General features: G+C 58.0%; 16 protein-coding genes. 8 read left to right on the top strand and 8 right to left on the bottom strand.

Annotation, left to right across the window (positions count from 1 at the left end; translation table 11 throughout):
• Positions 1-212 precede the first annotated feature (212 nt).
• Genes ABQ278_RS12875 through ABQ278_RS12865 form a run of 3 tightly spaced genes read left to right on the top strand, consistent with a single transcriptional unit; the run spans position 213 to position 2,409 of the window.
• Complete coding sequence (locus tag ABQ278_RS12875) at positions 213-1,322, top strand: PQQ-dependent sugar dehydrogenase (RefSeq protein WP_349319958.1); 1,110 nt, start codon at positions 213-215, stop codon at positions 1,320-1,322.
• Between the two features lie 58 nt (positions 1,323-1,380).
• Positions 1,381-1,998, top strand: a complete 618-nt coding sequence (locus ABQ278_RS12870) for a GyrI-like domain-containing protein (protein WP_349319957.1) — start codon at positions 1,381-1,383, stop codon at positions 1,996-1,998.
• Between the two features lie 57 nt (positions 1,999-2,055).
• Positions 2,056-2,409, top strand: a complete 354-nt coding sequence (locus ABQ278_RS12865) for a hypothetical protein (protein ID WP_349319956.1) — start codon at positions 2,056-2,058, stop codon at positions 2,407-2,409.
• Here ABQ278_RS12865 and ribF read toward each other — a convergent pair.
• Together ribF and ABQ278_RS12855 are read right to left on the bottom strand one after the other, a co-directional pair.
• Positions 2,406-3,380 (bottom strand): riboflavin biosynthesis protein RibF, encoded by a 975-nt coding sequence (gene ribF / locus ABQ278_RS12860; protein WP_349319955.1) that lies wholly within the window; start codon positions 3,378-3,380, stop codon positions 2,406-2,408. The genes ABQ278_RS12865 and ribF overlap by 4 nt on opposite strands.
• A gap of 4 nt (positions 3,381-3,384) precedes the next feature.
• Positions 3,385-3,810, bottom strand: a complete 426-nt coding sequence (locus ABQ278_RS12855; protein ID WP_349319954.1) for a MaoC family dehydratase — start codon at positions 3,808-3,810, stop codon at positions 3,385-3,387.
• Between the two features lie 323 nt (positions 3,811-4,133).
• On the opposite strand from ABQ278_RS12855, the gene ABQ278_RS12850 reads away from it, so the two are divergent.
• The 3 genes from ABQ278_RS12850 to ABQ278_RS12840 all read left to right on the top strand — a co-directional run bounded on the left by ABQ278_RS12850 (position 4,134) and on the right by ABQ278_RS12840 (position 6,114).
• Positions 4,134-4,514 carry a response regulator gene (locus ABQ278_RS12850; protein WP_349322164.1) on the top strand — a complete coding sequence of 127 codons (381 nt, stop codon included), beginning with the start codon at positions 4,134-4,136 and terminating at the stop codon, positions 4,512-4,514.
• 30 nt (positions 4,515-4,544) lie between these two features.
• Positions 4,545-5,513 carry a protein phosphatase CheZ gene (locus tag ABQ278_RS12845; RefSeq protein ID WP_349319953.1) on the top strand — a complete coding sequence of 323 codons (969 nt, stop codon included), beginning with the start codon at positions 4,545-4,547 and terminating at the stop codon, positions 5,511-5,513.
• A gap of 139 nt (positions 5,514-5,652) precedes the next feature.
• Complete coding sequence (locus ABQ278_RS12840; protein WP_349319952.1) at positions 5,653-6,114, top strand: GNAT family N-acetyltransferase; 462 nt, start codon at positions 5,653-5,655, stop codon at positions 6,112-6,114.
• On the opposite strand, the gene ABQ278_RS12835 is transcribed toward ABQ278_RS12840, so the two are convergent.
• The 5 genes from ABQ278_RS12835 to ABQ278_RS12815 form a co-directional block, all read right to left on the bottom strand.
• Complete coding sequence (locus tag ABQ278_RS12835; protein ID WP_349319951.1) at positions 6,115-6,990, bottom strand: TIGR01459 family HAD-type hydrolase; 876 nt, start codon at positions 6,988-6,990, stop codon at positions 6,115-6,117.
• A 95-nt stretch (positions 6,991-7,085) separates the two neighbouring features.
• On the bottom strand, positions 7,086-8,372 hold the full coding sequence (locus ABQ278_RS12830; RefSeq protein ID WP_349319950.1) for an EAL domain-containing protein: 1,287 nt from the start codon (positions 8,370-8,372) through the stop codon (positions 7,086-7,088).
• A gap of 115 nt (positions 8,373-8,487) precedes the next feature.
• The gene (locus tag ABQ278_RS12825; RefSeq protein WP_349319949.1) at positions 8,488-8,982 is read right to left on the bottom strand and encodes a response regulator; all 495 of its coding nucleotides are present in this window, start codon (positions 8,980-8,982) and stop codon (positions 8,488-8,490) included.
• A gap of 164 nt (positions 8,983-9,146) precedes the next feature.
• Positions 9,147-9,995, bottom strand: a complete 849-nt coding sequence (locus tag ABQ278_RS12820; RefSeq protein WP_349319948.1) for a M23 family metallopeptidase — start codon at positions 9,993-9,995, stop codon at positions 9,147-9,149.
• A complete protein-coding gene (locus ABQ278_RS12815) occupies positions 9,992-10,207 on the bottom strand; it encodes a DUF2093 domain-containing protein (RefSeq protein ID WP_349319947.1) in 216 nt (71 codons plus the stop codon). Before ABQ278_RS12815 ends, ABQ278_RS12820 begins: the two co-directional genes overlap by 4 nt.
• A gap of 99 nt (positions 10,208-10,306) precedes the next feature.
• Here ABQ278_RS12815 and ABQ278_RS12810 point away from each other — a divergent pair, with 99 nt between their 5' ends.
• Positions 10,307-11,434 carry an alpha/beta hydrolase-fold protein gene (locus tag ABQ278_RS12810; RefSeq protein WP_349319946.1) on the top strand — a complete coding sequence of 376 codons (1,128 nt, stop codon included), beginning with the start codon at positions 10,307-10,309 and terminating at the stop codon, positions 11,432-11,434.
• 6 nt (positions 11,435-11,440) lie between these two features.
• Here the strand turns inward: ABQ278_RS12810 and xseA are convergent, their stop codons facing one another.
• Complete coding sequence (gene xseA / locus ABQ278_RS12805; protein ID WP_349319945.1) at positions 11,441-13,057, bottom strand: exodeoxyribonuclease VII large subunit; 1,617 nt, start codon at positions 13,055-13,057, stop codon at positions 11,441-11,443.
• Between the two features lie 154 nt (positions 13,058-13,211).
• Between xseA and ABQ278_RS12800 the strand changes: the two genes are divergently transcribed.
• Positions 13,212-13,874, top strand: coding sequence for a GAF domain-containing protein (locus ABQ278_RS12800; protein ID WP_349319944.1), 663 nt, complete (start codon positions 13,212-13,214; stop codon positions 13,872-13,874).

Below are 13,874 nucleotides of genomic sequence, written 5' to 3'. Positions count from 1 at the left end.
TTGCCTAGAGCCTTATGCCAAAAAGTGGATGCCACTTTTTGGAAAAACATAAGGCGTCACAAAGATTTACAGCCTTGAACCGATTTAACCTCATCGTTCAAGGCTATAACGCACAATAGGATAAAGTGGCTTTTTGCAAACACAAAGCCGCATTGACTTTGCCGGTGGCTCCGAACTAGCCTGCGCTCATAAAACAGCCAAGGAAGCGCCCCATGAAAGCCATCCCCGTTCTCAGTCTCGCCCTGCTGGTCCTGACCGCCGGCGCCTGTCAGGCGCAAACCCCCGCGGAATCGGGCGCCGCGCCCTTCACCGTCACCGAGGTGGCGCGCTTCGATCAGCCCTGGGCGATGGTCTTTCTGCCCGGTGGCGACGCGCTCATCACTGAAAAGGCTGGCAAGCTGAAATGGCTGTCCGGCAAGACCATCAGGGAGGTGGCCGGTGCGCCCAAGGTGCTTGAGGAAGGCCAGGGCGGTTTCGGCGATGTGGCCCTGGCGCCGGATTTCGCGCAATCGGGTATGATTTATCTGAGTTGGGTCGAAGAAGGCGAAGGCAGCCTCAGCGGCGCCGTGGTCGGTCGCGGCAAGCTGACGCTCGATGCGGCCAATCCGCGTGTTGAGGGGCTTGAGGTCATCTGGTGGCAGACCAAGGTGGAAGGCGACGGGCACTTCTCGCACCGCCTGCTGTTCTCGCCGGATGGCAAATATCTTTACGTGACCTCTGGCGAGCGGCAGAAAAAGACGCCCGCGCAGGATCTCACGGTCAATCTCGGCAAGGTGCTGCGCCTTACGCCCGATGGCAAGCCGGCGCCGGGCAATCCCTTCGCCGGCAAGGGCGGGCAGTCGGCGGAAATCTGGAGCTATGGCCACCGCAATCTGTATGGGCTCGGTTTCGATAAGGTCGGCCGTTTGTGGGAAAACGAGATGGGGCCGCAGGGCGGCGATGAGGTCAATCTGATCGCGGCGGGCAAGAATTACGGCTGGCCTATTGTTTCCAACGGTAGCGACTATGACGACACCGATATTCCGGATCATTCGACGCGGCCGGAATTCGAGGCGCCGAAGGTGTGGTGGAATCCGTCGATCTCCCCGTCTTCCATGCTGATCTATACAGGCAAAAAATTCCCGAAATGGCAGGGCGACATGTTCATCACGGCGCTTTCGGGGCAGGCCCTGATCCGTGTCCATCTCGATGGTGACAAGGCCACCAAGGGCGATCAGTGGCCGATGGAGCGCCTGCGTGAAGTCGAGCAGGGGCCTGACGGTGATATCTATCTGCTGGAGGATGGTGACGGGCGGTTGCTCAAGCTTTCGCCGAAAGCCTGATCCTGCTGGCAGATTTTGGCATCAGGCCGGTTATTCTGCTCAAAACAGGAGACCGGAATTGAGCAAGATCGATCTGAAAACGGAATATAAGTCGCTGTATAGCGCCACGTCGAAGGACTTTGCGCTGATCGAGGTGCCATCGCTGCACTATCTGATGTTCGATGGTGTGGGCGATCCCAACACCGCGCCGGCATATGCCCAGGCCATCGAGGCGCTCTATTCCTTGTCCTACACGCTCAAATTCATGAGCAAGCGCGCGTTTGACCGCGATTATGTCGTCGGGCCGCTGGAAGGTCTGTGGTGGGCCAGGGACATGAAGACCTTCGTCACGCGCGAAAAGTCAAAATGGTCATGGACCATGATGATCCTGCAACCGGACTGGATCGAAAAAGGCCACCTGTGCGCCGCGCTCAGCGAGGTGGTGATGAAAAAAGGCCTGCCGGGACTTGAAAAGGTGCGGCTGGAACGGCTGGACGAGGGTTTGAGCGCCCAGATTCTGCATGTCGGCCCTTATGATGATGAAGGGCCGGTTTTACAGCGGCTGCATGAAGAGTGGCTACCGGCACAGGGGTTGATCGAAACCGGTAAGCATCACGAAATCTATCTTAGCGATCCACGCAAGACGGCGCCGGAAAAGTTGAAAACCATCCTGCGTCAGCCGGTAAAAAAGCGTTAGAGCACTGGACTTGCCGGGAAAGGGACGGCATTTTGCCCGCAGTAGCGGCGGAGTGTTATGCGTATCAAGTGGATCAGTGGCGTGGTGGTGATGACTCTGGCGGTAGCGCTGGTCAGCCGACTGGGGAGTAACGCCGATGCGGCCATTCGTTCCCATTGCACCGCTATTGGTCTGGAACTGCGGGTTCGTGCCGCTAAGAAGGCCAAAGACATGGCGGCCTTACGCAAACGGGGCGCCGATCCCGTTGTGATGACGCAGTGGGACGTCTATATCAGCCATGTTGACGCCATGGGGCGCACACTGATCGATAATTTCAGCGAGCCTGAGCCGCCACGCCCGCGCGATACGGCTGCCATGCGACGTCTCGATCTCGACAGCCTGACCCATGCGGGCGAAGGCTGTACCGGTTAAGCTTGGAAATAGGCCCGCGCCTTGGCCGCATCGCCCTGGATGGCGATCTTCATCTCATCGAACGAATTGAACTTGGCTTCCGGACGAATGAAATCGAGCAGACGGGTCTCGACCACCTGGCCATAAACCTCTTCTCTGAAATCGAACAGATAGGTTTCGAGCAGTTCGATATCGCCGCCGACCGTCGGGCGGACGCCGATATTGCTGACGCCATTGATCACGCGGCCATCGGGCAGGGCGGTCTGGGTGACATAGATGCCGTAACGCGGGCGTAGATAATCACCCAGCGTCAGGTTGAGGGTGGGAAAATCGATAGTGCGGCCTTGCTTGGCGCCATGGATGACCTCGCCGAGATAGGCCTGCGGGCGGCCGAGAATCTCCGTCGCCAGGGACGCATCACCGGCCAGCAGCGCATCGCGCACAGCGGAAGACGACAGCTTATGGCCTTCGGCATCGGTCTGGCAGGGCAGGATGTCGGTGGTGAAGCCAAGCTGGTCGCCGAACGCCACGAGATCCTTGGCATGGCCGCCGCCGCGCTTGCCGAACTGGAAATCAAAACCGGCCGAGACGTGGCTCAGTTTGAGATAGTCACGCAGGATCAGGCGGGCGAAGTCTTCGGCAGAGAGCGATGACAGATGGGCATCGAAGGTCAGCGCAAACGCATAGTCGACCCCCAAGGCCTCGAATGCACGCAGTTGTTGCGAAAGCTGCATCAGGCGGAAGGCCTTGCCGTCCTTGTGGAAGAAGCTTTGCGGATGCGGATCGAAACAAATGACCGCCGAGGGCATGCCCTTGGTTTTTGCAGCGCGGATAGCCGATTCGATCACGTGCTGATGACCTATATGCACGCCGTCGAAACTGCCGATTGCGGCGCTGGCGCCGACGGGCAGAGGCGCATCGGCCTCAAGACTGTGGTCTGCTGCCACGCCAAGCGTGATGACCTTGATGAAGCGAGGCAGGAGAACGGTCACAGACTTATGCAGGTCTCTTAGGGGCGATAACCACAGCGGTTCCGCTCAACATGGTCTTGTTGCGCACTTTGACAAGGGTCGAGAGCGTGACATGGCCGGATTTTAAGTCGATGGCCTTGATGGTCAGTTCAACTGTCGCTTCATCGCCGGGTCTGACGGCGCGTTTGAAATCGAGCGTCTGCGAGACATAGATCGCGCCGCGGCCTGGCAGATCGGAGGCCAGGGTGGCCGATATATAGGCGCCGAGTAACATGCCGTGGGCGATGCGGCCCTTGAAGGGCGACGCGCTGGCAAAGTCCTCATCGACATGGACGGGGTTATGGTCGGTCGAGACATCAGCGAAGGCGCGGATGGCGGCGTCATCCACCATAAAGACGCGGGCGGCGGTCTGGTCGATCGATAGTTCGTCAAGATAGAAGGCGTTGGTCATGGTGTGAGGTCTAATGGATGGGACGAAGGCTGCCAAGGGCAAATCCCGGGACCTATTGATTTTGCTTCAACCGCAGCCGTGCGGGATAAAAAGGCAAGCGGCTAACGATAGAAGCGTCCCGCTTCGGCACAAATAATAGAGATTTCAGCGCTATTTTCACTATAAATGATGGTTAATATAGGATAAATCGTTGAATTTATTAAATAAAAAATGAAATCGCTCTTAACCTGATTTTATCGTCTGCAAGCTATTCTGGACCGGTCTTGAAACAAGAGCCTGCGTATTGCAAGGTTCGCTTAGAAAAAGTGGGGCGTTACATGGCCATCGATATGTCCATGCCGGTCTTGGTAGTTGATGACTATAAGACCATGCTGAGGATTATTTCCAATCTGCTTAAGCAGTTGGGATTTGAAAACGTCGAAGAAGCTTCGGATGGTACCGAGGCGCTCGATAAAATGAAAAAGAGTTCTTATGGGCTGGTCATCTCCGACTGGAACATGGAACCCATGACCGGCTATGAGCTGTTGTTGAAGGTTCGCGCAGATGATGTTCTGAAGCGCACGCCCTTCATCATGGTCACCGCCGAAAGCAAGACGGAAAACGTCATTGCGGCCAAGAAAGCTGGTGTTAACAATTACATTGTTAAGCCTTTCAATGCCGCGACTCTCAAGCAAAAGATCACCGCCGTTCTCGGCGATTTCTAAGCCTGTCCATTCGTATTAAGTAGGATTATCATGGCCCTGCCAGCATCAAAAACGCCAGAGTCTCAAGGTGATGACAGCCACGGTGCCGGCGGGTTCGAAGCCGCCATGGCCGGCGAGCTTGAGCCCAAGCTCATCAATCTGATGCAGCAATCCGAGGCGCTCGTCGCCCTGATGCGCGGCTTCTTCCAGCAGCTCGATAAGCGCCGCTCGGACGAATTCAGCATCATCGCCGGTTACATCGCCAAGGCGAAGGAAGAAATCCGTGACATGCGTCCGCATGATATTTCGCAGGAACGCATTCCGACCGCCGGCGCGGAACTTGAAGCCATTACCCGCGATACCGAAAACGCTACCCACAATATCATGAACTGCGCTGAGGCGATGATGGGCTTTTCCATCAAGGACTTTGGCGACGATCCGAAGGCTTACAAGGCCGCGGTCGATGATGAGGTCATGAAGATTTTTGAGGCCTGCTCGTTCCAGGACATCACCGGCCAGCGCGTGTCGAAGGTCGTCAATGTTTTGAAGCAGATCGAAGAGCGCGTTGGTCGTTTGGCCAACACTCTGGGAATCGAAGACGGTTCGCCCCGTGAAATGACGGCTGAAGAGAAGCGGGCCCACGATCTGTTGCTCAACGGTCCCGCCATTGGCGGTCCGGAAACCAAGCAGGACGCCATCGACGCCATGTTTGATGAGGCGCCGGCCTTTGAAGCCCCGATCAAGGCCGATGCCCTGGCCGACAAGGCACCTGCTCCGGCACCTGTTGCCAAGGCGCCTGAACCCGCTCCGACGCCTAAGCCAGCCCCGGCGCCCGCACCGGTCGCTAAAGCGCCTGAACCCGCACCGGCTCCCAAGCCGGCCCTCGCTCCAGCCCCGGCCCCTGCGCCCCAGGAAGCCGCCGGCAACTCGCAGGACGATATCGACTCGATGTTCGATATCCCCGAAGAGGATATGGGTAAGACCAATTCGCAGGACGATATCGACGCCCTGTTCGACTAAGCATAAGCAGCAAAGACATTTCGAACCTCATCAAGAAGGTAGAATGCTAAAGATTGCGATGGTGAAGAAGCGCGGTGGCCAGTGTGGCTGCCGCGTTTTTTCGTTCCACGTGCCAAGCTTTTTTGCTTAAGTTGTCCTTATGACAGAGACGTATATCGTGCGGCCGATAAGGCCGGAAGATTATCCATCCTGGCGGCCGCTATGGGATGCCTACAACGCCTTCTATGGCCGCAAGGATGCCACCGCCTTGGCGGAAAGCGTGACGCAGACAACATGGGCGCGTTTCTTCGATGCGGCCGAGCCGGTTCATGCGCTGGTCTGCCTCAGTGGTTCTGAAATGGTCGGGCTGGCGCATTACCTGTTTCATCGCTCGACCTCGGCGATCGAGCCAAGCTGTTACCTGCAAGACCTGTTTACGGTGCCGGCACGGCGCGGACAGGGCGTAGCCCGCCGGTTGATCTCAGCCGTCAGCGAGGCGGCGCAGGCGGCCGGTACGGCGCGCCTCTACTGGCACACCCATATGAACAACCGGACGGCGCAGAAGCTATATGACAAGGTCGCTGAGCGTTCTGGCTTTATTGTCTATCGCAAGACGTCGTGACTATCTCCAGCGCAGGGCGTCAGAGACGTATTTGGCATTGGCCATCTGGGTATCGAGCACGGCCTTGAGCAACAGCGGATCAAGCACGCCTTGGGCATTGGTGGCCTCAAGCGCATGGATGCCCGCGGCGATGAAGACGAGGTCGAGGCCCTGGCCATTGGCGCCCAGAACATCTGTCGGCAGGCCATCGCCGATCGCGACAATGCGCGCCTTGTCGTGCGTCTTGCCGGTGATTTTTTCCAGGGACTGATAGCAAAGCTCATAGATGGGCGCATAGGGCTTGCCGGCCATAATCACCGGGCCGCCAAGAGACGCATAAAGATCAGCCAGCGAGCCCGCGCACATGATGATCTTGTCACCGCGCTGCACCACCTTGTCCGGATTGGCGCAGATCATCACGATTTTGCGCTGGGCGGCGAGGGTGAAGGCGTGCTGATACTGGTCGAGCGTATCGTTCTCGTCGTCGAACGGCCCGGTGCAGGAGATAAAGGTCGCCGTTTGGGGTGTGCCTGACAGGTCGATCTCAATGCTTTCATATATAACGCTGTCACGCTCGGGACCAACCTTCCAGGCGGAGCCTTGCGGTGCGAATTTCTTGAGATATTCGCGGGTGGCGTCGCCGGAGGAAATGACGTCGGAGAAGGCATCATCCATGATGCCGAGGCTGGCCAATTGTTTGATCAGGCTTTCGCGCGGACGTGGCGAATTGGAGATCAGGATGACCGGGCCACGTTCGGCCTTGAACTTGCGCAGGGCCTCGTAAGCAGGCGGGAAGTGCTGACGGCCATTGTGAAGGACGCCCCAGATATCGCAGAAGACGGCGTCGTAATGTTCGGCAATGTCAAAAATACCGTTCAGCAGTTCAGGATGGCTCATCAGACTCACATAGGTTACGCGGCGGTTCGGCCTTCCTTATCGGCTGCGTGTGACGAGGGAAAGGCAGAAAGTCAGTGTGAGCGAATTAAAGCCTATCAGGCCCGGCGGCGGCCTTGCTGCGGCATGGTCGATTTGACGAAGCCTGCGGGCGGATCGGTTTCGGCCAGAACCTGTTCCTTGATGGCGCGCGGTTCGCCGAACAGATGACCCTGCGCATAGCCGATCTCGATGTCGAGAATATCGACGACCTGACGCTCGTTCTCGACCTTTTCAGCGATAACCTCGATGCCATAGCGCGCCAGCAGGCCGGCATAGTCACCGGCGTGGATGTCCTTGAGGAACTTGAGCGTCGGCTTGCCTTCGACGTCCAGCAGTTGTTCGAGCAGCAGATTAGCGCCAACCTTAACGTAGCGCACGTCAGAACGGTGCAGATCCTGCAGGTCGAAATCGATGGTTGTCACTTTGTCGATCGAGAAGCGGAAGCCGAGATCGGCCAGCTTGGCCATGTTACGCGCCTCAACCGAAGCGCGGGTGGCAAAGGCGTCCTGACCCAGTTCAAAAATCAATGATCCGGCGAGATCACGGTTTTCGTTGAGGAATTCCAGGAACTGCGGGAAGAAGGTCTCGTCACGCAGGCTCGTCAGGGATATATTGCAGAAGATGCCGATGCGGCGGTCCTGCTTGGCGAGACGACGCACGATCTGCACGCACCGGAACAGCAACAGGTTGTCGATGCTCGGCACCAGACCTTCGGCGTCGGCCACGGTCAGGTATTCGGCGGGCATCAAGACACGGCCGGTGACATCGCGCAGGCGCGAAAACGATTCATAGAAGATGGTCTTGCGCTGGGGCAGCGAGACAACCGGCTGGAGATAGAGATCGACCCGGTTTTGCGTCAGGGCTTCGCGGATGGTCTCGATCAGCGCCAGAGCCTGCGCTTCTTTGTGGTTCATAGCGGGCGAGCCGCGCAGCGGCACTACAACAGGGCCGGATTTCCACTCGTTCATGCGGTCTTCGATGCTCTCACCGAGCTTCATGACCAGATCTTCCAGCATCTTGACTTCCGAGGTCAGTTCCTCGGACCGTGAGGTGCGCTGGTTCTGCACGCGATCGGCCAGTTCGATCATGTCTTTTTGCGTGGAATTGATAGCATCGACCATCAGGCGGTGGGCATCACGCACGTTTTCGACATCGCGGATAATGCGGCGTTCGGCCATCTGCTGCGAGGCATAGGCGTGAAAAGCAAGGCAGCAGCCCAGCGTGCCGGCGAGGGCCGCAATCGCCGTGCCGCCATCCGAACCGCCACGGAAGATCATCGCGGCGACGCTCGCGCTGATCAGAATGTAGGTTACGACAAGGATGGCCGGAACAAATTTGCCCATTGGAGGTCCCAGATACGCCAAAAGCGGCACGCAGAATCACACATTGACTATGGAATGATTCAGGAGGCCCGGAAAGGGGTTGTTAACACTTGTAAACAGATATTAACGTGGTGTTCTAAATGACGCCGTCTGTATTCCGGCGGAACGGACCGGAATAGTGTTGGTCGGACGTCCGGCGGCGATCGGGGCCGAAATAGGTCTTGCACCGGATGTAGGGGCGCGGCCGCATGATGACCGAATCGAGCCGTCCGAGCAAGGCGCGGGCTGTCAGCGGTTTGACCACGAACTCATTGACGCCGGCATCACGGGCCTGAATGACGCGCGATCGCTCCGAATGGCCGGTGATCATGACCACGGGCAGGTAGGGGTTCATCGAATTGGGGGCGTTGCGTAGTAACTTGGTGAACTCGACGCCATCAATCGGGTCCATGTTGAAATCGACCAGGGCAATATCGGCTGGAAACTGACGCAGCATGTCGAGTCCTTCGGCGCCATCGCGGGCCTCGCGGACATTACGGATGCCGGTGCCTTTCAGGATGGCGGCCACGATGGACCGCATATGCTGATTATCCTCAATCAGCAGAATTTTCAGACTACTGTAGTCAGCCATTGTTCAAATGCAGTTTGAATAGATGCGAGCCTTACGCCCGGGTTGTTATGGCGAACGCATAGAGCCGTTATGCGAAATGTCCAAATCTTTTCAAAGCGAACCTTGATATTTCGGGTATATTTCCGATAGAGCGGATATTAGGCAACACCGATGTAGAAATATCGCTAAACGCTTGTGACCATGAAGCTGGGGTCCATATGGAAATCGCCCCATTTGAGTCGCCAGCACAGGTGCGGGCCGGTGGCGCGGCCTTTGGCGCCGACGAGCCCGATCAATTGCCCTTGCACGACTCGGTCGCCCTTCTGCACCAGCACATTCGACTGATGCAGGTACATCGAGATGACGCCCTGGCCATGGTCGATAAAGGTCAGGCCACCTTCGTAAAACAGATCCGGCTCGGCCAGCACCACCAATCCGCCTTGCGGCGCATAGATAGGCGTGCCGATGGGAGCGGCCATGTCGAAGCCATAATGCGGGCTTTTCGGTACGCCATTGAGCACACGCTGATTGCCGAACTGGCCAGAAACCAAGAAGTTTTTGAGCGGATAGATAAAGCCGCCCTTGAAGGTGTCATCGGTGTAGCGGCTGGCGAAGGCTTCGGCCTTAAGGGCTGAATCGCGCTTGATGCGCTCCAGCACCTCAGGGGCTGTGGGCGTGACCGTTTCCGGGGGCAGGCCATCGACGCGCTGCACATCATAAAGTCGCGGGGTGAAAGTAAGGTCGAAACTGTCACTGCCGGCGGGTGTGCGTATCTCGATACGGTAGGGCGATACACCGTCGCGGTCGATGCCGATATAGAACCAGCCTTCCGGCGAGGTATGGCCGCGTAAGGTCCCGTTCAGCCACAGGTCGGCGTCAGGAGTTGCCTGACCCACAGCATAGCCGCTTTGCTCGAAACGGCCGCGCAGACGAAAGGGCAGGTCAGCCGAAAAGGCCGGCCGCGCCAGCAGCTCAAGCGCCGCGCCGGCGCTCAAACTCAGCACGGAACGGCGGTTCAGCCCTTTGGATATCACGGGTTCCGTCTTTTCCAGGCCTGGGTCGCTTCTTCCGGACCGGCATAGGCTTCCTGCGTGCGCGGGTCCCAGTATTTCAGCGCTTCGAGCGGGATCTGCTTGCCGGAAACGGCGCAGATCACGAACTTGCCGGGGCGCATAAGCGTGTAGTCGCCATCGCCGTAATGGACAATGGCCTGGCCGGGCAAGGGAGAGGGCGTGTGCATATTCATGCTGGCAACATAATCCTATGATGCGGGGCGATCAAGACTGGCGTTCAAAAAGCTGTAGCCATATATTAATTTCATCTCTTCAAGTTGCGGGGCTGGGAAATGAACGTGCGAACGTGGCGTTTGATGGGAGCGATTGTGTTGAGTATCGGCGGATTTTCATCCGCACCTGCACAGCCGCAGAAATTGATGCATGTTTTACCGCTCTGCCAGCCAGCCTCGGTTCTGGATGCGGGTTGCTTCGCGCCGGTTGATTTTGATGCACAAACGGCCTCCGTCCACCTGGGAGATAAAAGCCTGACCTATTGGTTAGATGGCACAATGCTGCGTATTGCCGCACGAAGCCTTGACGGCAATCCACCCGACTTATGTTGTACTTTTCAGGATCAGATGTTGCCCTTGCAGGGAGAGCCTCAAGGGCTTTGGGGCCTACAATATGATTTGCCTTTTATCAATGAAAGTATCGTTGATATTTCTTTGTTGGTCGAAGGCACGCAAACGGAAAAAACGGTTTATCGCGGTATCAAGGCGCCTATTGCAGTCCGTGTCGACAGTCTGAAAGGCAGGGTCGACACTGTTGAGATCGACAGCGTGCACCTCGGACAAAAGCGTGGTCTGACCATCTATACGCCACCACAATCATCGCCGGTCGACGGATATCCGGTGATCTATATGGCGGATAACGCCGTCGAGTCCTTTGCGCCTATGGTTGAGAAACTCATTCTGGATGATGTCATTCGTCCGGTATTGCTGGTTGGCATTGATAATGGCGGTGAAGCGCGCGGTCGTGAATATTTGCCTGGCTCGCGCTCTGACCCTCAAGCCTATGGACGTCATGAGGCCTTTGTACTTGAAGAGGTCATGTCGTTGGCAGAAAAGAAGTTTCACGCTGCTCATAGGCCTTCTGCTCGCATGACCTATGGTTTTTCAAACGGCGGAGCCTGGGCTTTGGCCTTTGGCACAAAGCATTATGATCTGTTCGGTCATGTCAGTGCTTTCGCCGTCGCGGGAAGACCCGATGCGACTTATGATTTTGCGGGCGCTAAGGGCCAAGCGCTTTATCTTGGCGCGGGTGCCTATGATTATTTCAATGCCCAAACAGCGGCTTTTTGTAAAAAGGCGCGAGAGGCGGGCCTTGTTTGCCACTATCTGACGATTTACGCAGGACATGACTCGTCCATGTGGGAGCAAGGCCTTATAAGTGCCCTTAAAGGTGCATTCCCGGCATAGACAAAACTAGAATAGGCTGCCTTGGTCCGGTGACGGCGGTTTTGGCTTGGCAGCGGCAGGTTTTAGTGCTGGCTGGGGTTTCGGCCCTTCTGATCGGGTGGCCACGGGCGGCGGGCCATCACCATGGGCGATGACGCCAAGGGTTTCGTGGTTCTTGAAGGTCAGAACCAGCGCATCGCCCGATGCGATGCCGGTGGGAGAGACGACCAGCGCCCCATCGGCGCGGTTGACGCGGGCGAAGCCAGTATTGAGCGGACGATCCGGATCGAGGCTGACGCGCAGTTGCTCCAGTCGCTTCAACTGCTCGCTACGCTGGGAAAGGGTGCGCGTCATCGCCTCGCCAAGACGTTTGGCAAGCTCGGGCAGGCGTTCGCCGCTGCGCGTGACGGTGCGCGTCAGCGCGGCGTCCATACGCGTGGTCAGGCTCGGCAGGCGCGCGTGGCTTTCTGCCAGGGTAACACGGCGCGCCATGGCCAGATCGAGGCGGTGGGCCAGTTGGGCCAGTTGCGTGTGTTTTAGCTGACGTGGACGCTCCAGCAGACCGGGCGAAAAGCGGCCGGAGACGCGGACATAGGCGGTCTGGTGCAGGTTGAGGTTTTGCAGCAGGCCGCCGCCAAGACGGTGCGCTACATAATCCAGCCGTTGCTGGGCAGAGTCGATCAGGTCGAGCGGCTTGGGCAGGGCGCGCGCCAGCATGGTCAGACGTTCGCGGCGGGTCTCTAACAGACGCGCCATGGTGCCCTGACGGCGGCGTTCGAGATCGGCGGTGAAGGCGCGCAATTCGCCCAGCACCGGCGTGGCCATTTCAGCGGCGCCGGTGGGGGTGGGGGCGCGGCGGTCGCTGACATAGTCGATCAGGGTGGTGTCGGTTTCGTGCCCGACGGCCGAAATGATTGGGATGGTGCAGGCATGGACGGCGCGGGCGAGGTCTTCATTGTTGAAGGCCCACAGATCTTCGACCGAACCGCCGCCGCGCGCCACGATGATGACATCGGGACGCGGAATAGCGGGATCGGTGTGAAAACCACGCAGGGCATGGATCACCTGAGGCGCGGCGGTATCGCCCTGCACTACGACCGGCCAGACGATAACGCGGCAGGGCCAGCGGTCGCGAATACGATGCAGGATATCTCGGATGACCGCGCCGGTGGGCGAGGTGATGACGCCGATGGTTCTTGGCGCGTAGGGGAGGGCTTTTTTAAGTGCCGGATCGAAGAGGCCTTCGGCGTGGAGCTTTTTCTTGATGCGATCGAGCTGGGCCAGCAAGGCGCCGACGCCGGCGACCTCCATGGCGTCGATGACGATCTGGTATTTCGATGACGCCGGAAACGTGGTGATCTTGCCGGTGACGATTACCTCAAGACCGTGCTCCGGCTGGGCTTGCAGGCGGCTGACATTGCCCTTCCAGATAACGCCGTCGATGGCGGCCTTGTCGTCCTTGATGGTCAGGTAGACATGGCCCGAAGCGTGGCGCGTCACCTTGGACACCTCGCCGCGCAGGCGGACGTGATCATAGGTGGTTTCAAGCGTACGTTTGAGCGCGCCGGCTAGTTCGGACACCGAATAGGCGGCGGCGTTACTTTGAGGGTTGGTTGATTTGGGGGGAAGCAGATCGTCGGCCATGTCTCAGTTTAGCGAAATTTGCGTCTGCGGCCAGCCTTCATGCCAAAACAGGGGGGGAAACTTATTTTTCCGTGATCGTTAGGCTTTCCTTAGCGCCCTCAACTTAGGGTGAGCCTTTTAGTGCCCGTGTAGAACAGAACCGATGCGCCAGCTTATGCCATCCTCGGACCTGGAAGTCAGCCGCCACGCTGCCTTTCATCAGCCGGAAAGCCTCGAAGCCGAACCGGATTCCGGCTTTGGTCATCTTGTCACGCTGGCCGCTGATATCTTCGAGGCGCCGATCGCCCTGATTTCGCTTGCCGAAGGGGATACACATACCTTTATCGCCTCGGTCGGCCTGGATATGACCTCGGTGCCGGCCAAGGTTTCCTTCTGCGATCACGTGTTGAAGCACGGCGATGTGATGGTTATCCCTGACGCGACGTCTGATGCGCGCTTTATGGCCAATCCGTTTGTGACGCGGACGCCGCACATACGTTTTTATGCCGGCGCTCCCTTGCGCCACGAAGGCGCCCTGATCGGCACATTCAGTATTATTGACACGCAACCACGTGATGATTTTGACGCCATAAAGATTGGCCGCCTGCGCAAACTGGCTGATACCGTGGCGGCTATGCTGGCGATGCGCAAAGGGGCGGCGATCCGCAAGGCCACGATCCGGAAGCTTCAGGAAACCCAGCGCAAGCTCGAACTGATGGAAGAGGTGGCCGGGGTCGGTTACTGGCATATCAATGCCAGGAGCGGAGCCTGTTTCTGGTCGCGCGGTGTCTACGCCATTCATGGCCTGAAATCGGGTCAGTTATCAGCCGCAGCTTGA

The organism is Asticcacaulis sp. MM231 (assembly GCF_964186625.1).
Taxonomy (GTDB): Bacteria; Pseudomonadota; Alphaproteobacteria; order Caulobacterales; family Caulobacteraceae; genus Asticcacaulis.
This window is presented reverse-complemented; position numbering and strand designations above follow the sequence as displayed.